Origin of the sequence: Galbibacter sp., assembly GCF_035306585.1 — a bacterium.
In the GTDB taxonomy this organism is placed as follows: domain Bacteria; phylum Bacteroidota; class Bacteroidia; order Flavobacteriales; family Flavobacteriaceae; genus Galbibacter.
This window is the reverse complement of sequence record NZ_DATGNU010000109.1, coordinates 1-22,354: the sequence shown is the minus strand read 5'-3', so window position 1 is coordinate 22,354 and position 22,354 is coordinate 1. Positions and strand designations below refer to the sequence as shown.

The 22,354-nt window shown below is 38.0% G+C and carries 20 protein-coding genes; 5 read left to right on the top strand and 15 right to left on the bottom strand.

The features are described from left to right. On the bottom strand, nt 1-253 hold a 253-nt coding region (locus VKY50_RS10295), incomplete at its 3' end, for a DUF983 domain-containing protein (RefSeq protein ID WP_324301527.1). A gap of 64 nt (nt 254-317) precedes the next feature. Between VKY50_RS10295 and VKY50_RS10290 the strand changes: the two genes are divergently transcribed. Continuing rightward, the gene (locus VKY50_RS10290; protein WP_324301525.1) at nt 318-2,240 is read left to right on the top strand and encodes an ABC-F family ATP-binding cassette domain-containing protein; all 1,923 of its coding nucleotides are present in this window, start codon (nt 318-320) and stop codon (nt 2,238-2,240) included. Between the two features lie 250 nt (nt 2,241-2,490). Here VKY50_RS10290 and VKY50_RS10285 read toward each other — a convergent pair whose 3' ends face one another. Further along, the gene (locus VKY50_RS10285; RefSeq protein ID WP_324301523.1) at nt 2,491-3,255 is read right to left on the bottom strand and encodes an XRE family transcriptional regulator; all 765 of its coding nucleotides are present in this window, start codon (nt 3,253-3,255) and stop codon (nt 2,491-2,493) included. A gap of 217 nt (nt 3,256-3,472) precedes the next feature. Here VKY50_RS10285 and VKY50_RS10280 point away from each other — a divergent pair, with 217 nt between their 5' ends. Then, nucleotides 3,473-4,168, top strand: coding sequence for a TIGR03915 family putative DNA repair protein (locus tag VKY50_RS10280; RefSeq protein WP_324301521.1), 696 nt, complete (start codon nt 3,473-3,475; stop codon nt 4,166-4,168). Between the two features lie 91 nt (nt 4,169-4,259). On the opposite strand, the gene VKY50_RS10275 is transcribed toward VKY50_RS10280, so the two are convergent. Further along, a complete protein-coding gene (locus VKY50_RS10275; RefSeq protein ID WP_324301519.1) occupies nt 4,260-5,039 on the bottom strand; it encodes a zinc ribbon domain-containing protein in 780 nt (259 codons plus the stop codon). A gap of 5 nt (nt 5,040-5,044) precedes the next feature. After that, nucleotides 5,045-6,139, bottom strand: coding sequence for a Nif3-like dinuclear metal center hexameric protein (locus tag VKY50_RS10270; protein WP_324301517.1), 1,095 nt, complete (start codon nt 6,137-6,139; stop codon nt 5,045-5,047). A gap of 45 nt (nt 6,140-6,184) precedes the next feature. On the opposite strand from VKY50_RS10270, the gene lpxK reads away from it, so the two are divergent. Beyond that, nucleotides 6,185-7,183 carry a tetraacyldisaccharide 4'-kinase gene (gene lpxK, locus VKY50_RS10265; protein WP_324301515.1) on the top strand — a complete coding sequence of 333 codons (999 nt, stop codon included), beginning with the start codon at nt 6,185-6,187 and terminating at the stop codon, nt 7,181-7,183. Between the two features lie 17 nt (nt 7,184-7,200). Here lpxK and VKY50_RS10260 read toward each other — a convergent pair whose 3' ends face one another. From VKY50_RS10260 to VKY50_RS10215, 10 genes are all read right to left on the bottom strand, one after another. After that, on the bottom strand, nt 7,201-9,396 hold the full coding sequence (locus VKY50_RS10260; RefSeq protein ID WP_324301514.1) for a tetratricopeptide repeat-containing hybrid sensor histidine kinase/response regulator: 2,196 nt from the start codon (nt 9,394-9,396) through the stop codon (nt 7,201-7,203). 28 nt (nt 9,397-9,424) lie between these two features. Beyond that, nucleotides 9,425-10,426, bottom strand: a complete 1,002-nt coding sequence (gap, locus tag VKY50_RS10255) for a type I glyceraldehyde-3-phosphate dehydrogenase (protein ID WP_324301512.1) — start codon at nt 10,424-10,426, stop codon at nt 9,425-9,427. A 33-nt stretch (nt 10,427-10,459) separates the two neighbouring features. Then, nucleotides 10,460-11,338, bottom strand: a complete 879-nt coding sequence (gene lipA, locus VKY50_RS10250; RefSeq protein ID WP_324301510.1) for a lipoyl synthase — start codon at nt 11,336-11,338, stop codon at nt 10,460-10,462. A 51-nt stretch (nt 11,339-11,389) separates the two neighbouring features. After that, complete coding sequence (locus VKY50_RS10245) at nt 11,390-12,604, bottom strand: Nramp family divalent metal transporter (RefSeq protein WP_324301508.1); 1,215 nt, start codon at nt 12,602-12,604, stop codon at nt 11,390-11,392. A gap of 35 nt (nt 12,605-12,639) precedes the next feature. Further along, nucleotides 12,640-13,218: an RNA polymerase sigma factor gene (locus VKY50_RS10240; protein WP_324301505.1), complete on the bottom strand. Its 579-nt coding sequence runs from the start codon at nt 13,216-13,218 to the stop codon at nt 12,640-12,642. Nucleotides 13,219-13,328: 110 nt separating this feature from the next. Continuing rightward, nucleotides 13,329-13,535, bottom strand: a complete 207-nt coding sequence (locus VKY50_RS10235; protein WP_324301503.1) for a membrane or secreted protein — start codon at nt 13,533-13,535, stop codon at nt 13,329-13,331. Nucleotides 13,536-13,702: 167 nt separating this feature from the next. Next, nucleotides 13,703-14,491, bottom strand: coding sequence for an anti-sigma factor domain-containing protein (locus VKY50_RS10230; RefSeq protein WP_324301501.1), 789 nt, complete (start codon nt 14,489-14,491; stop codon nt 13,703-13,705). A gap of 9 nt (nt 14,492-14,500) precedes the next feature. Further along, nucleotides 14,501-15,070, bottom strand: a complete 570-nt coding sequence (locus VKY50_RS10225) for an RNA polymerase sigma factor (RefSeq protein WP_324301499.1) — start codon at nt 15,068-15,070, stop codon at nt 14,501-14,503. A 104-nt stretch (nt 15,071-15,174) separates the two neighbouring features. Next, nucleotides 15,175-16,197, bottom strand: a complete 1,023-nt coding sequence (gene murB / locus VKY50_RS10220) for a UDP-N-acetylmuramate dehydrogenase (RefSeq protein WP_324301497.1) — start codon at nt 16,195-16,197, stop codon at nt 15,175-15,177. Continuing rightward, nucleotides 16,190-17,380: a pyridoxal phosphate-dependent aminotransferase gene (locus tag VKY50_RS10215; protein ID WP_324301495.1), complete on the bottom strand. Its 1,191-nt coding sequence runs from the start codon at nt 17,378-17,380 to the stop codon at nt 16,190-16,192. The genes murB and VKY50_RS10215 overlap by 8 nt, the downstream gene beginning before the upstream one ends. A 153-nt stretch (nt 17,381-17,533) precedes the next feature. Here VKY50_RS10215 and VKY50_RS10210 point away from each other — a divergent pair, with 153 nt between their 5' ends. Next, nucleotides 17,534-18,865, top strand: a complete 1,332-nt coding sequence (locus tag VKY50_RS10210; protein ID WP_324301493.1) for a PDZ domain-containing protein — start codon at nt 17,534-17,536, stop codon at nt 18,863-18,865. Between the two features lie 73 nt (nt 18,866-18,938). Here the strand turns inward: VKY50_RS10210 and VKY50_RS10205 are convergent, their stop codons facing one another. After that, nucleotides 18,939-19,325: a DUF1573 domain-containing protein gene (locus VKY50_RS10205; protein ID WP_324301491.1), complete on the bottom strand. Its 387-nt coding sequence runs from the start codon at nt 19,323-19,325 to the stop codon at nt 18,939-18,941. A gap of 130 nt (nt 19,326-19,455) precedes the next feature. Between VKY50_RS10205 and VKY50_RS10200 the strand changes: the two genes are divergently transcribed. Next, nucleotides 19,456-22,089, top strand: a complete 2,634-nt coding sequence (locus tag VKY50_RS10200) for a valine--tRNA ligase (RefSeq protein ID WP_324301489.1) — start codon at nt 19,456-19,458, stop codon at nt 22,087-22,089. Nucleotides 22,090-22,354 lie beyond the last annotated feature (265 nt).

Below are 22,354 nucleotides of genomic sequence, written 5' to 3'. Positions count from 1 at the left end.
TTCCAATGAATAAATATGAGATGACAAAGGCTGCTACTGCAAATGCGATTCCCACACCATAACTTACATACATAGCACCATAGAAGAACGAAGGTTCTATTTGGAATTTAAATCCACATACAGAACAATTGTCGTGCATTTTTAAGGTTTCGGTGGGATTGTAGGCATTTTTGCTTCGATACATCTTCCCTTCATTGCATTTAGGACAAGTTCCTGTTAAAATGCTGTATAATTTGCTTCCTTTTTTTAACATTTGCAAAAATTTTTGACAAAGATACCTATTTAGGTGTTATTTGTAAAGTTTTAAATTTATTACTATGCTTAACATTCATCAACTTTCAGTTTCCTTTGGTGGAGAATATTTATTTGAGGATATTTCATTTCGGTTAAATCCTGGGGACCGCGTTGGACTTATTGGAAAAAATGGTGCTGGGAAATCGACCATGCTTAAAATGCTTGCCAAAGAAATGCAGCCTGATGGAGGAGTAATATCTTCAGATAAAAACATTAGAATTGGATTTTTAAAACAAGATATTGATTTCGTTGTGGGAAATACGGTGCTTGAGGAGGCTTATCAGGCTTTTCAAGAAATCATTTCTATGGAATTACAATTGGATGAAATTAACACCCAACTTGCTGAGAGAACCGACTATGAGAGTGAATCTTACAATCAGTTGATTGTGGATTTGAGTGATTTGACACATCGATATGAGATTTTAGGAGGCTACAATTATCAAGGGAAAACAGAACGTATTCTACAGGGGCTTGGTTTTAAGAGATCGGACTTTGATAAGTTAACAGAGACCTTCTCTGGTGGTTGGCGAATGCGTATTGAACTCGCAAAGTTATTACTTCAAGACAATGATGTGTTGTTGTTGGATGAGCCTACAAACCACCTTGATATAGAATCGATCATTTGGTTGGAAGAGTTTTTGAAATCGTACTCAGGAGCTGTTGTAATTGTATCGCACGATAAGATGTTTTTGGACAATGTGACCAACAGAACTATTGAGATTTCATTAGGGAAGGCGTACGATTATAACAAACCTTATTCGCAGTACTTAGAATTACGTGCGGAAATGAGAGAATTGCAATTGAACGCACAAAAAAATCAGGAAAAACAAATTCAGCAAACCGAGAAGCTTATCGAGAAATTTAGAGCAAAAGCCTCTAAGGCCTCTATGGCCCAATCCCTGATTAAAAAATTAGACAAAGTTGAACGCATAGAGGTGGATGATGAAGATACCGCGGTGATGAACGTTCGATTCCCAGTTTCTGTCAATCCAGGTAAGGTAGTGATTGAAGCGGAGCATGTTGCTAAAAACTACGGTGAAAAGGAGGTTTTAAAAAATATAGACTTGTCGGTCGAGCGCAGTTCGAAAATTGCTTTTGTTGGGCAAAATGGTCAAGGTAAAACAACCCTGGCAAAAATCATAGTTGGTGAGTTGGATTATCAAGGATACTTAAAGCTTGGTCATAATGTACAATTGGGGTATTTCGCCCAAAACCAAGCGGAATATTTAGATGGGGAGAAGACCATCTTAGATACCATGCTGGATGAGGCAACAGATTCCAATAGAGTGAAGGTGCGAGATATGTTGGGTGCATTTCTCTTTAGGGGGGATCAGGTCGATAAAAAGGTGAAGGTCCTCTCAGGAGGTGAGCGAAACCGGTTAGCGCTCTGTAAGATGCTGCTACATCCTTTTAATGTGCTAGTTATGGATGAGCCGACGAATCACCTAGACATTAAATCTAAAAACGTCTTAAAGGAGGCTCTTAAGAGCTTTGAGGGAACATTGATTTTGGTATCTCATGATAGGGATTTTCTTCAAGGGCTTACCGATAGGGTTTATGAATTTAGGGATGGGAAGTTAAAAGAATATTTAGGTGATATCGATTTCTATCTTGAGCAACGTAAAGCGGATGATTTTAGAGCAATCGAGAAAAAGTCAGAAGTCAATGTAATACCTGTGGAGGGAAAAAAGCTACAAAGGCAGTTGAGTTTTGAGGAGCAAAAAGAACTCAAAGGGCTGAAGAATAAAATAAGCAAAATCGAAAGTGAGATAGTATCGCTCGAACATGATCTTGAATCTTTAGAGAAAGAACTAGTTAAAAGGCATGACGAATTGCACCCGGAATCAGAGTTTTTCGAGAATTACAACCGTAAAAAACAACACTTAGAAAAGAAAACGGAACTCTGGTATGAATTGACCGAAAATTTACAAAATAAAACAAACTAGGTAGTTTATCGAATAATTAGGTATTTTGTGGATGTTTTTCCAAAATAAGCACCTATATTTGTGTAACTGGAATAAGTGAATTTTGAGTTCCACATCAAAATTGTTTCGAATTTTAGTTAGTTTGTTTGATTGAATTAGAGAGTGTCGTTATCGGCACTCTTTGTAATTTATAGACCATGTAAAGAAATTTTGTCATTACTTCTTAAGGGCTAAATTTCCTGAAAACAAGCGTTTACATGTAGGCTATAACTTACTTTTTTAGTTGATTAATCTCATTTTTTAACGCCTCTATGGACTGCTGTATTTGTCCTAAAGTTGCATTTTCTGAGTTGTTATCAATTTCAAAACTCAGTTTACTTTGCACTTCCCAAATTTCTTGAATGGCATGGGTGTCGATGGTAATAGGAGGATATTCTGGGTTCAATGAAATCAGGGACAGTTTATCATTCTCGCTGTGCTTTTGAACTTTTTTCACCAAAACACTATCGGACATTACCACTACACATATACTATGGTTGGTTAAATAATCGAGTTGTTCAACGGCTTTTCCTAGTACCCATTCTTTGGGATGAAGGCTCGGGAGCATACTATCTCCCTCGACCTGAAAACCTCTGTAAGTCGCATTTCTAAATTCTGGTAATGGAATTTGAAATGCTGGTAGTGATTCATACCACTCCAGATCTTGAATATTGGCAGGATAGCCAGCGGCCGCTTTTACATTTACCAAGACCATACTGTCATTATTCTCTGGATCGACAGTTAGTACTTTGGGCGCGGTATTGACCTTTAGTTCCAGAATCTTTTGTTCGCTTTTCCCATAAAGCCAAAGCGGATTGATGTTGAATTGATCCATGAGTTCCACTAGAATACTACCCGATATTTTCGATTTACCTCTTTCGATGTCTGCTGTTGAATTTTTGATTCCCAGAAGGGCAGCAAAACTTTGTTGGGTATGTGAATGAGACTCTCTTATTTCTTTAAAGCGGATTATTTCAATGGGAAGTTCGTTTTTCATGTGGCTAGATTACAGTGAATTCAAGGTAAATATAAAAACTTATTGGAAAATTTCCTTAAAATTGGAAAAATTCCATATATTTGAATTGTTAAAAGCATTCGTTAACACAAAACTTTGTAAAGATATGAAATTCCGAAGGTTGAAAGTTGGAAATTTTCCAAAATCTATAAAAAGAAATTTTTTAGCCTACTTTACAAAGCTTAATAAAAGAACACATATGAAAACAATACTAATTTATGATGGAAGTTTCGCAGGATTCTTAACTGCCGTATATCAAGTCTTTGATCAGAATTTAAAAGATGTTTGTGTAGTCAAGCCAAAGCACTATGCTCCAGAGATGTTTGCCGAAGGAAAAATAGTTAATACCTCGAATCTAAAAGCAAAGAAGGTATGGCATTCCTTGCAACTAAAAGTGTCTAAACAGGCCGCAAATGAATTATATAAGGTGTTCTTAAGCGAGATTAAGGGGACTGAAGATGCGATTTTGCGTTATATTGTACATGCTTATTCGGCAGAGACCTTTAGTCATACTGATCATTCAAAGGTGAATGTGCTTCGAATTCATCAAGTTTCAAAAATGGTGGACCGTGAGTTGCAACGTATTAAGGATGCTATTATATTAGATGAATCTAGAGGAGACATTGGGGTTGGTGTTGTAAATTCTAATTTTGATGTGCTCCCTTTGTTAGGGAAGTATTTTAGCCGAATTTATAAGGACAAGAAATGGTTGGTATACGATAAGAAAAGAAATTATGGACTTTATTATGACCTTCAAAGGCTCTCTCAAGTTGAATTAGATCAATTGCAACATGTACAAGAGCTCAATACTTTGGATCTCGGTAATTCGGATACACCATTGCATATCAAATCCCAAAGTGTACTATATAATAATAGGATTGGCGCAAACTGCTAATCTTTCTCTTGGTTGTGTTGGCTTTTTAAAAATAAAAAAGTCCTACAATAATGACTGTAAGACTTTTTTATTTTTTAGTGGCAATGTTAAACTAGATTGATGAAAACATCTCCTCCATGCGCTGCTTCTCTTCATCAGCTAACGCTGGGTCGACTAGAATTCTACCACTGTGCTCGTCCGTAATGATTTTTTTGCGAGACGCAATTTCCATTTGTACCTGTGGTGGAATTGTGAAGAAGGAACCTCCCGATGCTCCACGCTCAATAGGAACAATGGCTAATCCGTTTTTAACACTCTCTCTAATTCTTTTGTAAGCCGATAGAAGTCTAGGCTCGATTAGGTTCTCGTATTCTAGACTCTTGTCAATTAATGCCTTTTCTTCTTTCTCTGTTTCTTTTAAGATATCATCAAGCTCACCTTTTTTGTGCTTTAGATGATTTTCACGCTCAGACAAACGTTCTTTGGTTTGAGCGATCACTTCTTTCTTTTGTTCGATTTGAACCTTGAATTCTTTAATATGCTTCTCAGCCAATTGGATTTCGAGCTCTTGGAACTCAACCTCTTTGGTTAGCGAATTAAATTCTCGGTTGTTTCTAACATTCTTTTGTTGGTCTCCGTATTTTTTAATCAAAGATTTTGCTTCTTCAATAAGGTTTTTCTTATTAGAAATTTCTTCGGTAATCTCTTCAAGATTTCCGTTAAGTTTTTCTAATCGGGTCTTTAGTCCCTCCACCTCATCTTCCAAATCCTCTACTTCTAAAGGTAATTCTCCACGAACATTTCGAATCTCATCTATGCGAGAATCAATCAATTGCAAGTCGTATAAGGTTCTTAATTTTTCTTCAACTGTTACTTCGGTCTTCTTTGCCATATTCTTTATAAATACTTGACGGGGTTTGTATTACAAACTGATAAAACGATTGCAAAATTAGTGAATTTTTTTGTAAGATAGTCAACTAAAAGATTTTTTGTGTATTGTTCGGTTTCATAATGGCCGATATCAGCGATAACTAGTTTGTTTTCTGCCTTGTAAAATTCGTGATATTTGACATCTGCAGTGATGTAAAGGTCCGCTCCTGATGCGATTGCATTATCAATGGCAAAAGCACCGCTGCCTCCTAATACTGCTACCTTTTTAATTTCCTTCTCTAATAATCTTGAATGTCGTATTAGGCCAACGTTCATCCGTTGTTTTACTGTTTTTAAAAATTTCTCAGCTTTCTGGGCCACAGGAAGTTCCCCGACCATTCCTATGCCAATGTGTTGGTTTTTATTCTCTAATGTAATGATCTCATAAGCAACTTCCTCATAAGGATGCGCCTTTAATAAAGTAGATAAGATCTTATTCTCTAAATGTTTCTCAAAAGTGATGTTAATTTGGACTTCTTTTACGTATTGGGTTTGTCCTTTTTCACCTATTACTGGATTGGATTGATCGTTTCCATTAAAGGTGCCCATACCGGCTATATTAAAACTGCAATTGTCGTAATTTCCAATGGATCCGCCACCAACTTCAAACAGCGCTTCACGTAATGCCATCGCATGACTTTCAGGGACATATGTTGTTAGTTTTTTGATTGTTGACCTCTGAGGGATTAAAACTTGCGTGTTTTCCAATCCTAATACTTCGCATATTTTTGCGTTAACGCCTACAAAGCTGTTGTCTAGGGCGGTGTGAATGCTGTAGATGGCAATGTTGTTTTTAATGGCCTTAATGACAATTCTTTCAACATAATTCTTTCCTGTAATTTTCTTTAAACCGCGAAAGATAATAGGGTGGAAGCTTACAATAAGATTGCAGTTCTTTTCAATGGCCTCATCAACTACATTTTCTAATGTGTCTAGGGTAACTAGTACTCCAGTAACCTTCGTCGATTTGTCCCCAATCAGCAACCCTACATTGTCAAAGTCTTCTGCATAATCAAGGGGTGCTATAGTTTCAATTACAGATATTACATCTTTAATCTGCATAAGATCATTTTTTTTCAAAGATAAAATATTCTAATTTCGCAACATATGCAAATATGGCGAAAATTACTTTTACCTTTTTCATGGCTCTACGGGGCTGTTGTTTTTATTCGTAATCTTTGTTACGATTGGCAGGTCTTTGATTCTAAGAAGTATGACCTTCCTGTTATTTGTGTTGGTAATTTAAGTGTTGGAGGAACTGGGAAGACTCCAATGACCGAATACATTGCCCGTTTATTAGCTGATTCTTACAAAACTGCTATTTTATCACGAGGTTATAAACGAGCCACCAAAGGTTTTATTTTGGCAGATGAAAACGCGACCGTTGGTAGCTTAGGTGATGAACCATTTCAATACCATTGCAAATTACCCAACGTTACCGTGGCAGTGGATGAGAACAGAAGAAATGGAATTGAGCAACTAAAAACCGCTTATGGGGTTGAGGTTATATTGCTTGATGATGGATTTCAACATCGAAAGGTTCAACCGAGCTTTAATGTGCTTTTAACCATGTACGGTGATCTATATATAGATGATCTCTTACTGCCTGCTGGGAATCTTAGAGATACGAAATCGCAAGCCAAACGGGCAGATGTTATTGTGGTCACTAAATGTCCTCCGGATTTATCCCTTGAACAAATGGCTTCGATAGAAAGTCGATTAAATCTTTCTTGCGAAGATCCACTATATTTTAGTACTATCGAATACCATCCCCATATTATCGGACACAAGGAAACCAAGCCACTGAGTGCCCTGAATGCTATGTCGTTCACTCTTGTTACGGGCATAGCGAAACCAACACCGCTGCTTGATTATTTAAAAGGGCAAGGTCTAAACTTTACACATCTGGAATATCCGGACCACCACAATTTTTCCGCTAAAGAAATTGCTGAACTAAAAAGACATGAATTAATTCTAACGACGGAAAAGGATTTTACGCGGCTCTCTGGTCATCTGGATCAGCTGTATTATTTACCAATTGGCGTTAGGATTCTTCATAAAGAGAATCAGTTTAATGAGGTCCTTTTACAAGCAGCAGCTAAATGATCTGAGCTGAATTATTATTATATGTGTTCCGTTTTCGCTTTTAGAATTGAATTTCCGATGGTCTGATAGAATAAATCTGGCTTAAATGGCTTGGTGATTATGTTATTGCAGCCAGAGGCGAAGAAGTCATCTGTGCTATCATCAAGTGATAATGCTGTTAAAGCAATAATCGGGATTGTACTATTGAATTTCCGAATTTCTTCAGTTGTTTTTAGTCCGCTTATTCCAGGCATATGAATATCCATAAGAATTAGATCATACGTGTTTTCTTTAGCCAGCCTAATGGCTTCATAGCCATTGTCTGCAACGTGACAGCTGATTCCTTTTTTACCAAGCATTTTTTTGGTAATAACTTGATTGATTTTATTGTCTTCCACCACTAGTAAGTGTAATCCATTTAAAGAGGCTTCTTCTAATTCTTCCGTTTTTTCTTCTTCAAGGGTAGAAGGGTCAGGAATGTCAAAAATCAAATCAAAGTAGAACGAGCTCCCCTGGCCTACCTCACTTTTTAAGTGAATTTCGCTATTAAATAAACTAAGTAAACTCTTTACAATGGTTAGGCCTAGTCCTGTGCCTCCGTATTTACGGTTAATCTGAATGGAACCTTGAGAAAAACTCTCAAAAATGTTTTGTTGCATCTCTTCAGAAATTCCGATCCCTTCGTCATTAACCTCGAAATGCACTTTACATGTTTGATGATCTAACTCAAGCAACTCAGTTTGCATAATGACTTTTCCATTTTCTGTGAATTTTAAAGCATTACCGACCAAGTTGATCAGTATCTGTGAAAGCTTAAGAGAATCCCCGACGAGTTTGCTGGGAATTTGATCGTCCAAATTCAAAACAATGGTATTTTTATTTTCATTGGCTGTTTGACGCAAGGAATTTGCTACGTCATTTAAAACCTTGGGTAAGTCAAAAACTAATTTTTCGGCCAATAGTTTATTTGCATCTATTTTATTGATTTGAAGAATATCATTGATGAAATCCAAGAGATATTCTCCTGAGAATTTTAATGATTTTAAATGCTCTTTTTGACTTTCTTTTGGATTTTCCTCAAGTAATAAATGGGTCAGCCCAGTAACGGCATATAAGGGTGTTCTTAATTCATGACTTACCGTGGAAAGGAATTCACCTTTTGCACGCATGGCTTTTTCAGCTTCTTCCTTGGCTACTTGAAGCTCTCTGTTTTTCTTCACTAACAGATCATTTGTCTTAAACTTAATTTGGTTATTTCTATAGAGCGATATAGTTAGGAGTGAAATAATGATAAGTAAAGCAGAGCTCAAGACTGAGGTGAGCTTTGAAATATTCACCTTTTGCTGTTGCCTTATTTCATCTTGGCTCATTCGAGCTATCACATTGTTTAAGAACTCAGATTCACTAGCTGAGGCGACTTCATTTTGCTGTTGTAGGGTTGTAGCATTGAAATATTTTAATTCAATACTATCGGCTTTTTTATAATATAATAGGGCCTTTCTATAATCCTGCTCATGTTGAGCAATTTCATATTTGAGTCGATTGGTGTCTAATAGAATTCTAGGGAACCCGTAGCGAGCAGAGATCCTCAATACATTATCCAGTAATATTTGAGCACTCTCGTAATTGGCTTCTTCAAAGTAAATTGTAGCAAGAACGAGTTGGTACATAGCCAACAAATATTTTTCCTCATAGGTGTTTATAGGAGGAATCATCCTTTGTAGTACTCTTTTGGCTTTATCGTACTGTTTTAACTTATGATAGGTCATCCCTATATAAAGCTCCATGACGCTGGTTACATCGGTGTTGTTGTGGTCCGCGACTCCTAATGCCTTTCTTACTTGTTGAAGGGCCTGAAATTCATTTCCTGCAGATGCCTGGAGGTAGGCCTCAATTGCTGATGAAATAGCCTCCCCATTGGGATATTTATACATGCGTAACACCTCGCGAGCCTCATTGAGGTATATTTCTGGATTTACTGGTCTTGTAAATTGTATGTTTAAACGTGCATAGAGATTATAAAAATCAATAATAGCTTCTATGTTATTGGTACTATTGGCTAATTTGATACCCTTCTCTAGGCCAAGGACTGCCTTCCCATAATCTCCTGTATTTTTATAATGGTGGATACTGGTCTTTAGGCTAATCAAGCTATCTTTTAATGTAATAGACCCCTGAGCCTCCAGTGCTGTGGGAGGAATTATAAGCAGGAGAATGAACAACACGTAGCGCATATAGAGGGATGCTTTACAGTAAATATAACTATTTCTGGTGAATGTGCTGAATTAAATCGATTAAGCGATTACTATATCCATACTCATTATCGTACCAGCCAATTATCTTGACCATTTTCCCAATTACCGAGGTCATTTGGGCATCAAAAGTACAAGAGAAAGGGTTGTTGATAATGTCAATGGATACGATTGGGTCTTCGGTGTAATCAAGGATGCCTTTAAGATGGGTTTGTGATGCTGTCTTAAAGGCTTGGTTAATCTGCGCTATACTGGTTGCTGTTTTGACATTAAACGTAATGTCGGTTAATGAGCCATCTGGAACAGGGACTCGAATACCACAGCCTCCAATACTAGTTGATAGTTCAGGAAATATACTAGTGAGCGCTTTTGCAGCTCCAGTGGTGGTAGGTACGATCGATTGTCCAGCTGCTCTTGACCTTCTTAAATCGCGGTGTGGCTGGTCGTGTAAACTCTGGTCGGTAGTGTAAGAGTGTACTGTGGTGATGTAGGCTTGTTCAATACCACATAGCTCATCGATGACCTTGATCATAGGCGCTGCATTATTAGTGGTACAGGATGCGTTGGATATGATAGTCTCCGATCCGTCTAAAATGTGATCATTTACTCCCAATACGACCATCTTTATCGTATCATCCGCTGGAGGGACCGATAAGATGACCTTTTTAGCCCCATTTTTTAGGTGTAACTCAAGTTCAGAACTTGTTTTAAATTTTCCCGTGGATTCCACCACAACATCCACATCAAATTTTTTCCAATCAAGTTGGTCTAAAGTGGAGATTTGAGTAAGAGGGTAGCAGGTGTCACTGATCTCTATGGCACTTGGACTATAACGCACCTCCTCCTTTAATACCCCGTGAATACTATCATATTTAACTAAATGACTTAGTGTTCTTGAGTCTGCTAAATCATTAATAGCAACCACCTCAATTTTTGGGTGGTTGAGTAGGAGTCTGAACATGGTGCGTCCAATTCTTCCGAAGCCGTTGATACCAACCTTAATTTTTTTCAAGATATGAGCTTTTACTAACTAATGTAATAACAATTATTCGATGTGTTTGTGAGCCTTGTAGGAGGAACGTACTAGTGCACCACTTTCTACATGCCTGAATCCTAAGCTCAATCCGATTTCTTCATATTTCTTAAATTGATCTGGGGTGATAAATTGACGCACTGGAAGGTGTTTTTTAGACGGCTGCAAATACTGTCCAATGGTAACCACATCTACCGATGCGTTTCTTAGGTCTTGAAGGGTCTCGATTACCTCCTCTTCTTTTTCACCCAAACCTAACATGATTCCTGATTTGGTTCGATTGATCCCTTGGTCTTTCAGGTATTTTAGAACTCCTAAACTTCGATCATATTTGGCTTGTATGCGAACTTCTCTTGTAAGTCTACGAACCGTTTCCATATTATGAGAAACCACCTCTGGAGCAACCTCAACAATGCGATCTATATTTCTTTCGACCCCTTGAAAATCTGGAATAAGGGTCTCCAGTGTAGTAGTGGGGTTCATTCTTCGGATCGCATTAACTGTTTCAGCCCACATGATAGATCCCATATCTTTAAGGTCATCCCTGTCCACTGAAGTAATCACCGCATGTTTAATGCTCATCAGCTTGATGGAACGCGCTACCTTTTCTGGTTCTTCCCAATCAAGGGTGTCTGGTCTACCTGTTTTTACGCCACAAAAACCACAGGAACGTGTACAAACGTTTCCGAGAATCATAAAAGTTGCGGTACCTTCTCCCCAGCATTCACCCATATTCGGACAACTTCCTGAGGTACAAATAGTATGTAAGTTATATTTATCGACAAGCCCTCTGAGCTCAGTGTATTTCTTTCCAGTCGGCAATTTTACCCGAAGCCATTTTGGCTTGGGCGTTCTTGGCGGAGCTATGCTGCTGACAGTATCTTTACTCATAATTCCATTTTATGGGTACAAAGATACTAAAGTTCCTATGGAAAACATGACTTAAAGCGTGCTAAGATACCAAATAGAAAATCCGATTAAAAACAAAATCCCCATCCAGCTCAATATATGCATTGGTCTGCTTGGCCGCCACTGCTTGGGCATGTGTTTTGAGCTGACAAGCATGTAATTTACAATGGCGTAAAATGGAGCGGTAACAAACGAAAGAATAGTTGCAATAGTTACAAGAGTCACCATCTCTGATAAAAGAAAAAGCAGCATGCAAATAGTTCCCGTAACTAGTAGGAGCAACCAACTCAAGGTATTGTATTTGCTTTTAGTTCCAAATAATAACGTGGTAGCTAAAGCCATGGATCTAGGAGATGCATCCAATGTGGTCAGCGTAGTGCTAAACATGGCTGCAAAGGCTGCAATGGCAATTATATAATAGGCAGATGGTCCTATGGTGGTAGTGTAGATTTCTATGAATTGAAAGGCAAATTGCGTGGCGCCACTTTCGAGATCTTCTCCGGTTTGATATAAAATCAATGCGCCTAAACTTGTAAATAATATACCAGTGATAATAGTACAAACATAGCCTATGTTGAAATCAGAAATGGAATCTTTAACCGTATAAGATTTTTGAACTTTTTGTTTTTCTATAGCCCAAATAGATTGCCAAACAGAAATATCCAAAGGCGCAGGCATCCAACCCATAAAAGCTATTAAAAAGGCAATCCCAGCGGCATCTGAAGGGATTATTTGAGAAAATTCCAGGGTGTCAACTGAGTTTGCTGTTGCAATGACCACTGCAGCTATAGTACAGATGGAAAGTGCCACCACTATATACTTCATTAGTTTGTCTAGAAATTGATACCTTCCGATTACGAGAATACCACTACTTACCACAAGTATTAAAATACTCCACAAAATGGGATCGGTAGTAACACCGAATAGACTTGCCGCTAGTCCTGCCGTAACGATTGTTACGGCAGTTTGAATGGTAAATATAGTGGCCATATTTAATGCAAAATAGGCAAAAAGGATGGGTTTGCCGAGTTTATGATAGCCCTCTAAAAGGGAACTGCCTGTAGCCATGGCATACCTAGGGCCAAATTGAAAAAACGGATATTTAAACAAGTGAACCAATAATAAGGCCCAAAGAAGTCCAAATCCAAATTCAGCTCCGCTTCTAGTAGATTGTACGAGGTGGGAAACTCCAATTGCAGCTCCGGCAAATAAAATCCCCGGTCCTAGACGTCTTAAAAATGTTTTCACAAAGTGAGTGTTGGTGGTTACAGAAGGTGAAAGTACTAAAAATTCTTATTTTTTGGCTGATGAATTATTTCGGCTAGCAATCGCTTTGCTCTTAGGAGCTTAACCTTGACATTGTTCAAAGGTTCATTGAGTTCCTTGGCAATTTCATCATAAGAAAGCTCTTGAAAATAACGAAGGTGAAGTACTTTCTGGTAATGCGGCTTTAATTTTTTTAAATCTTGTAGTAAACTGGCAAGATTTTGTTCTGTGATGAGCTTGTCTTCAGCCGTTGGGCTATCATCGGCTAGATTATAGACCGAATTTTTATCTTGTTTGGAAAGCGTCCTAGCGAATTCAGGTTTTTTCTGCCTAATAAGATCAATATGGATGTTTTTAGAGATGGTGATCAACCAAGTTTTGAATTCATATTGCGCTTTGTAGGTCTTTATTTTATCAAAAGCCTTTGAGAAGGTTCGGATGGTAATGTCCTCTGCCTCATTTTCATCTCGAGTTCTCAGTAATTGAAAACTGTAAACATCATTCCAGTAGGTGTTAAGCAAATAGCTGAATGCTTTTTGGTCACCGTTTTTGGCGTTTTCAATATAAGCTTGGTTATTATTTAAATTTTCACTCAAGGAATACCTTTTTTACATCGTACCTAAAGATAGGGAATACTACTACTATTCCCTAGGGTTGGGAGCAGTTTATCAAAAATAATTGGTACATCCTCTTAAAGCGTAACTAATTAATTTGCCAGTGGAGTGTCCTTTTTGCAGTCTTGTTCATCCGGCATCTTACCACAATAACTACACGCCTCACCTTCTTTGTTAAGGAAAGGAGACTGGCTAGCACAGGTGCCTGCGAACTTTCCATTTTTTTTACCTAGAATTTTAATTGCAAAACCTGCAAAGGCAAGACCTATCAATACAATACTTACTATTAGAAGTTTCATTTGCTCGTTTTTATATTCTTATATGCGTTTAGTCGAATAATTGGTTACAAAGTTACATATTAGTCACTGAATTAAGGATGGTTTAGTCCTTAATTAAATGCAAAAAAAATCCCTGACTTTTTTACAAGTACAGGGATAAAAATTATGTTATCAGATGAAATTAAGTGTTATTCTCCTTTATTAAGATTAATACTAGCAACCTCGGTATCGATGGAAGCGTAGTCTTTATTTCCTTTGGTGTCAATGGTAATTTTGTAATTTGAGGCACTGTCTTTAAAAGGTAGCGCCATGAGCTTCGCATCTGCTTTTTCAATTACGCCAAGGCAAACCATCTCACCATTGATCTCTGCCCACATTTTTAATTCTTTATCCTTTGGAAGATCTGGCACAGACAATACGTTTATAGCAGATAATCGTTCCTTAGGATTTATATAGGCCACCGTACGTAGGTTCTTAGCACGCTCATTACCATTGATTAAGTATTTTTGTGTCTCAGGGTCGCTGAGTACTGCATACTTACTCTTCATGTTTTCTAATCGAGCATTGGTATTGATGATATCTGCTTTGAGGTTCTCAATTTGACCGGCTACGCTGTTGTTTGTGGTCGAGAGCAATCTGTTTTGATTCCACAAGGTAATGGTGGTTGCACCAAATAGCAATGTGGTCACACAGGCGGCTACAAAATACCATGGGATGCTCCGTTTGGATGAATCCTCTGTGTGTGTATCTTTTTTAATGCTTTCTAATACGTTATCCAAGACTGTCTCTGGAGCTTTTAATGCAAATGCTTTGCTGTAGAGTTCCAAATTCTTTTCTAAGGTGTTGTAGGCTGATTTGACTTCTTTAGAAGTATCTATGAAATGTTCAACCTGCACTTGTTCTTCATAACTAACATTGCCAAGCAAATAGCGCTCTAAAAGGTCGCTTTCCAAAAGTAGTTTCACTTCATTTTTCATGGCTTTACACTATATTAATATAATCAAAATTAATAAAATTGACAAGGTAGCAGGGTCATAGATTTTTCTTAATTCTCTTAATCCTATTTTTAAACGAGACTTTATTGTTCCCAGTGGAATATCCAGCGCTTCCGAGGCTTCTTGTTGTGTCATTCCTTCGAAGAACAAGGCTTCCATAACAACCTGGTATTTCTCATCTAAGGAATTTAAATGCTTTCTAACATCCAGATGTTCTGGGTTTACACTTTCGACTCCTAGGTTATATACGTTAGAAACTTCAATTTGGATTTCTTGGTCCGTTTTTAAATTAACACTGCGTATTTTATCTATAGCAGTGTTTCTAGTAATACGAAACATCCAAGTGAATAACTTGGACTTTTGGGAATCGTAGGTGTCTATCTTTTTCCAAATTTTCATCAAACTAATTTGAAGAACATCTTTGGCTAGGTCTTCGTCTTTAGTAATTTTAAATGCTACCCCAAAAAGTGTATCTCCGTAATGGTCGTATAATAACGCCATTCCTTTCTCATCTTGTTTCGAAAGTAAATCGATAATATTTTTTTCCAGAAGTTGACTCATGTGCGCGCTTGGATTACTACCCTGACACTCTTAAAATTGCAGGTAAATTCAAATGTATTAATTAATATTTTAAGTTAATATCAATAGATGCTGATTTTTATACATTAATAGATGTTAACTTCGGGCTCAATGTAAATATTAAATTTGTTTTGGACACTTTTTTGGATTTTCTGCGCTAGTTCCCAGAGTTGTTCTCCCTTGGCATTTCCGTAATTTACTAGGACTAAAGCTTGGTTTTTGTGGACTCCCACTTCCTGGAAACGCTTTCCTTTATAGCCACATTGCTCAATGAGCCATCCTGCTGGTATCTTAATTTGGTTTTCGCCGAAGCTATAGTGTGGCATATCAGGATACTGTTCTTGTAGGTCTCTAAACTGATTCATTGACACCACTGGGTTTTTGAAAAAGCTGCCACCATTGCCTAGGATTTTTGGATCCGGAAGTTTGCTTTGCCGTATGCTGATAACTGCATTGGAAATTTGTTGGATACTTGGATCGTTAATGCCTTTCTCCCTTAACTTGCTCTGGATGGCACCATAGGAGATGTTTTTATAATGGTCTTTGGTAGTTAGCTTTAAGATAACAGAGGTGATGATATACCGACCTTTGTTTCTTTTGAACACAGAATCTCTGTAGCCAAAAGAGCAATCTTCTTTTTTAAAGGTGACTTGCCTATTTTCTTTTAAGTCAAGTGCTTGACAACTTACAAAAACGTCCTTTAACTCCACCCCGTAAGCACCGATATTTTGTATGGGTGCTGTGCCTACGTTACCTGGAATGAGTGAAAGGTTCTCTATGCCTCCTAAGTCATGTGCTATTGCCCAGCATACAAAGTCATGCCATACTTCACCGGCTTGTACCTTTACCTTGGCATGATTTGGAGTTTTAGATAGTATCTCAATGCCCTTAGTGTTTAAATGAATCACTAAACGCTCCACGTCCTTGGTAAATAAAATATTGCTGCCACCACCTATAATTAACGGATCGGGGTATTGCTTTGAGTACAATACTTCCTCCAGAGTGGTGTTATTGTCAATTTCCATAAACAGTAATGCATTGACATTGATACCAAAGGTATTGTAGGGTTTTAGAGAAACGTTGTGCAAAAGCATGTTCGGTTTAGGCATTGTATTGTCTTAAAGCTTCTTTTAGTATTTCAACTGCTCTTAACAAGTCTTTCTTGTCCAATACATAGGCTAACCTAACTTGATCGTACCCGATTCCTTCACTTGCATAAAACCCTGCTGCAGGGGCTACCATAACCGTTTGACCATCCATTTGGAAGTCTTCCAATAACCAGCGCGCAAAATCTTCTGTATTTGATACTGGAAGCTGAACGATGCAATAAAAAGCTCCTTGTGGAGTAGCAACTTTAACACCATCGATGGTTTTTAATGCTGATATTAGAAGGTTTCTGCGTTCAACATATTCTGTAATTACCTGGTCAAAATAAGACTGAGGAGTATCTAAGGCTGCCTCACTAGCGATTAGCGCAAGGGTAGGCGGTGACAATCTCGCCTGAGCAAACTTTAAAGCCGTTGAATGAACCTCTGGATTTCTAGTAACTAAGCATCCTATTCTCGCACCACACATGCTGTATCGCTTAGACACAGAATCTACCACGATGGCATTTTCTTGGATGCCTTCTTCCTGTAGAATGGAATAGTGTTCTACATTATCATAAGCAAACTCTCTATATACTTCATCTGAGATTAAAAACAAATCATATTTTTTGACAAGGGCAGCTAGTTTTTTTATTTCTTCTCTCGTATACAGGTAACCAGTAGGGTTCCCTGGATTACAAATTAGAATAGCTTTTGTTTTAGGGGTGATTAGTTTTTCAAATTCTTCTATGGGCGGAAGTGCAAAATTGTCTTCAAAATTAGAGACCACGGGAACAACCTCTACCCCTGAAGCATTTGCAAATCCATTGTAATTCGCATAAAATGGTTCTGGAATAATGATCTCATCAGAAGTATCAGCAATAGAGCCGATAGCAAACATTAAAGCTTCAGAGCCTCCTGTGGTGACAATGATTTGATCCGCAGTGACCTCTATGTCGTATTTGCCGTAATAATTTGCCAATTTAGTTCGGTACTCTTGCGAGCCTTCACTACGGCTGTATTCTAAAATCTCTAGTTTGTTATTTCGAACCGCATCCATGGCCACCTTTGGAGTTTTTATATCGGGTTGGCCAATGTTTAGATGTATTACTTCGATCCCTTTGCTCTTTGCAGTTTCTGCAAAGGGTACTAACTTTCTAATAGGCGATTCAGGCATGTTTTGCCCTTTCTTTGAAATTTTTGGCATAAATCTAATTTTATGAATTGCAAATTTGCAAAATTATTTCCACAATTTGTTATAAAACCACAGTGTTCTTTACAGTGCGATTAAATGTTAAAAATATATGTTAATTCATTGATTTTTAATATTTTTAGAAGGTTAATCATAGGGCAATTTACTATGAAGGCTGTTAAATATATCCGTTGGCTTATTCTATTAGCTATATGTATTTCATATGGCCAGAATAAATTCGAGCTTTTAGACGGTGAGCGCAGCGAAAAAGTATCTTTCGACTTTATTAATAACCTAATTGTGTTAGAGGTCGAGGTCAATAAAATACCGCTTTCATTTATTGTCGATACAGGTGTCAACAAGCCTATCCTGTTTGACATTTCTCCAGAGGATTCATTAGATATTCACAGTCCAAAAGATATATATATCAAAGGGCTAGGGGGTGGAGAGCCTCTTCGGGCCATCCATAGCAAAAACAATGAATTCAAAATAGGAAGGATTATCAATCGACACCAAGATTTTTATCTCATTCGAGATGCGAATGTGAATTTCTCACAACAAATCGGGTATAGAGTTCATGGAATCATAGGCTTTGATCTCTTTAAAAATTTTATAGTTGAGGTGAATTATAAAAATGAACGAATGCGATTTTATGACCCACAGCAATATCGATATAAAAATTGTCGTAATTGTGAATCTTTGCCTTTAGAACTCGAAGGATCAAAGGCCTATGTGCATGGGTATATCAAGCAATATTCTCATATGGAAGAGATCCCTGTAAAGTTACTTTTGGATAGCGGAAGTTGTGATGCGCTGTGGTTATTTGAGAATACAGAAGGGGAGATCGCAGGTCCAGTAAAGTTCTTTGATGATCTATTAGGATTTGGGCTCAGTGGTAAAATTCACGGCAAGCGGGCGCGCTTGCAGCGTTTTAGGATAGGGGATTTTGAAATTCAGCAAACCAAAGTCTCGTACCCTGATTCGATATCACTCCGTTATTTAAATGTGATGGGGGATCGCAATGGTTCCTTAGGATCTGAAATATTAAGGCGCTTTAAGGTGGTTTTTGATTATCCTAACCAAAAATTAACCCTGAAAAAGAACGGAGACTTTAATGATCCTTTTCTTTATAATATGAGTGGGATACAGCTGGAACACAATGGAATGCGAATCGTAAAGGCCATGTCCCAGGATATCGATCAGGGTCGTAGGCTTGCCCATAAATCAGGAGGGAATTATAGCCCCCTTAGAAATACCCTTAAGTTCGAATTACATCCCGCTATTCAAATTGCCGATGTGCGGCTCAATAGCCCTGCAGATAAGGTGGGTTTGCGTAAAGGGGATGTGATTTTAAGTGTGAATCGCAAGGATATTTCCAGTTATTCCTTGCAACAGATTACACAAATGATAAACACCAAACCTGGTAAAAGGATTCAGTTGGAAATAGATCGTCAAGGGTCGTTTTTAAAGTTTGCATTTGAACTTAAAAAAGTGCTATAAAAAGACCAAACCATGCTAAAACAGCTGTAGCATGGTTTGGTATATGATACATGGAATTGCTAATTCACCCGTCTTATTGCGGAGCGCTAGCAAGTACTTTCCCCTTTATTTTTACGGCTACCGTAGGAGTGTCCGCATTTGACTGAACTGTGACAGTTTTACGAATCGGCCCTACTCTGTTAGTGTCGTATTTTACTTCGATTTTACCTGTAGCTCCTGGGGCGATGGGCGCTTCTGGTTTTTTAGGTATAGTACAGCCACAACTTGAGCGTACATCAGAAATTACTAAAGGTGCATCTCCAGTGTTTGTGAATTCAAATACACGAACTCCGTCACTACCTTTAGCGATTTCACCATAATCAATTACCTGTTGTTTAAACTCTATTTTTGCTGTCTTTTCTTGAGCCTGAGTGGCAAAACTAAGAACGCCAACAAATAAGAGCATTAGGAAATTTTTCATCGTTTTTCAGATTTAAGTGAATATCAAATTTAATTACTTTTTACAATCCGTGCAAAATTTAGCGTTTATCTTTCAAAATACTACGGATATAGCTACTTTTGCTCTCCTAACTCCAAAAAGTGTTCCAAATATGAATATTCCATCGAAATACGATGCCAATTTGGCAGAAAATAAATGGTATGATTACTGGATGAAACATCGTTTTTTTCATTCAGAACCTGATGAGCGTGAGCCTTATACCATTGTAATCCCTCCACCAAATGTAACAGGAGTCTTACATATGGGACATATGCTGAACAATACCATTCAGGATGTGTTGATTCGAAGAGCACGTCTTTTGGGGAAAAATGCCTGTTGGGTTCCTGGAACGGACCATGCCTCTATTGCAACCGAGGCAAAGGTAGTAGCTAAACTTAAGGAGCAAGGGATATCAAAATCAGATTTAACGCGTGATGAATTCTTAGCGCATGCCTGGGAATGGACCCATCAATATGGTGGAGTTATTCTGGAGCAATTGAAAAAATTAGGGTGCTCTTGTGATTGGGAGCGTACTAAATTCACCATGGATCCCGCCTTATCAGAATCCGTAATTAAGACCTTCGTTGATTTATATGAGAAGGGATTGATTTACCGTGGTTATAGAATGGTCAATTGGGATCCAGAGGCTAAAACCACTCTTTCTGATGAAGAGGTAATTTATGAGGAGCGGCAAGGGTTACTGTACTATATATCCTATCGTATTGAAGGGAGTGATGAGACCTTGACCATCGCAACTACTCGACCTGAGACCATTTTAGGGGATACCGCCATTTGTATTAACCCAGCGGATGAACGTTATAGGCATTTAAGAGGGAAAAAAGCTATCGTCCCAATCGCAAACCGCGTGATTCCAATTATCGAGGATAGTTATGTGGATTTAGAATTTGGAACGGGTTGTTTGAAGGTAACTCCAGCACATGATGAAAATGATAAAAAATTAGGAGATAAACATGGTTTGGAGGTGATCGATATCCTCAATGAGGATGCTACTTTAAATAGCTATGGACTCCACTACCAAGGAAAGGATCGATTTGTAGTCCGTAAAGAGATTACAAAGGAGTTGGAGCAGAAAGGGTATTTGGTTAAAACCGAAACACATATAAATAAAGTTGGAACTTCGGAGCGTACAAAGGTGGTCATTGAGCCTCGTTTGTCTGATCAGTGGTTCTTGAAAATGGATACCCTTGTAAAGCCTGCTTTAAAGGCTGTACTAGAGGATAAGGAAATTAAATTATTTCCATCAAAATTTGAAAACACTTACCGCCATTGGTTGGAGAACATTCGAGACTGGAATATTTCGAGACAATTGTGGTGGGGGCAACAGATTCCAGCGTATTACTACGGTGAGGGCGAGGATGAATTTGTGGTTGCCAGTACTGCAGAAGAGGCCCTTGTAAAGGCTCGTGAGAAATCAGCAAATCCTGCATTGGAGCTAGCCGATTTAAAACAAGATGAAGATTCCCTTGATACCTGGTTTTCTTCTTGGTTATGGCCAATAAGTGTGTTTAATGGGATTTTAGAGCCGAACAATAAAGATATAGAATATTATTATCCAACGAATGATTTGGTGACTGGTCCGGATATTTTATTCTTCTGGGTGGCTAGAATGATATTTGCGGGATATGAATATCGAGATGAGAAGCCTTTTAATAATGTATACCTTACTGGATTGGTTAGAGATAGTCAGGGAAGAAAAATGTCTAAATCCTTAGGGAACTCTCCTGATGCTCTAAAGTTGATCGAAAAGTATGGCGCTGATGGTGTACGAGTAGGTTTGTTGCTCAGTTCTGCTGCTGGAAACGACTTGTTGTTTGATGAGGCTCTGTGTAAACAAGGAAAAAACTTTGCCAATAAAATTTGGAATGCATTTCGTTTAGTCAAAGGGTGGGAGGTTACGGATATTCCACAGCCTTCTTATGCTGAAACGGCCATAGAGTGGTATCAGAATAAGTTTCAGTCTGTTTTAGAGCAAATAGAAGATCATTATTCTAAATACAGAATTTCGGATGCCTTAATGGCTACCTATAAACTTGTTTGGGATGATTTCTGCTCATGGCTTCTGGAGATGGTAAAGCCAACCTACCAGCAGCCGATAGATGCAAAAACATATCATGCAATTATTGAAATCTTTGAAGATAATTTAAAATTATTGCATCCATTTATGCCTTTTTTAACGGAAGAAATATGGCAACTAATGAAAGAAAGAGAACCTAGCCAAGCATTAATTGTTGCTAGATGGCCACAGAAGAAAACCGTTGATACTTCTTTGGTGGAGGGTTTTGAAATGGCTGCAGAGGTGATCTCTGGAATACGTACCATTCGTAAGGAGAAGAACATCCCATTGAAAGAGGTGATTTCGCTCTCGGTATTAAATAAAGAAGAAGTGGATACGAAATTTGACGCCATCATTCAAAAATTAGGGAATCTTGATGGGATTCAATATGTCGAATCCAAACTTGAAGGTGCCTTGTCTTATAGGGTGAAGTCTAATGAGTATTTTATTCCTATTGTGGGTGCTATTGATCTAGCAGCTGAAATAGAAAAAATCGAAAAAGAATTACGTTATACAGAAGGCTTTTTGAGATCTGTTGAGAAAAAGCTTTCTAATGAACGCTTTGTTAATAATGCCCCTGAGCAGGTAGTGCAAATGGAGAAACAAAAACAGGCAGATGCGCTAGCAACAATTCAAACGCTTAAGGAAAGTTTGGAAAATCTTAAAAAATAAGTTGCTATTTGTAATGAAGATATGGTGATTGAAAATCTCCTCCGATAAAGGGGGAGATTTTTATTTGGTGCGCCTTGCATGGACGATATCTATAGGGTGTAAGTCCCGAACACGCCCAAGCAGTGGGAAGTGTTAGCCTAAAACAAGGGTGTCCATCGCGAGGTGGAATCTGAAGATTATTGCGATTGGACAATGAGCAATATTAAGCAAAATCCTGGCCTGACGGACAGAAACTACGTATAAGGCCAAAGTTGTCTGGATAAGG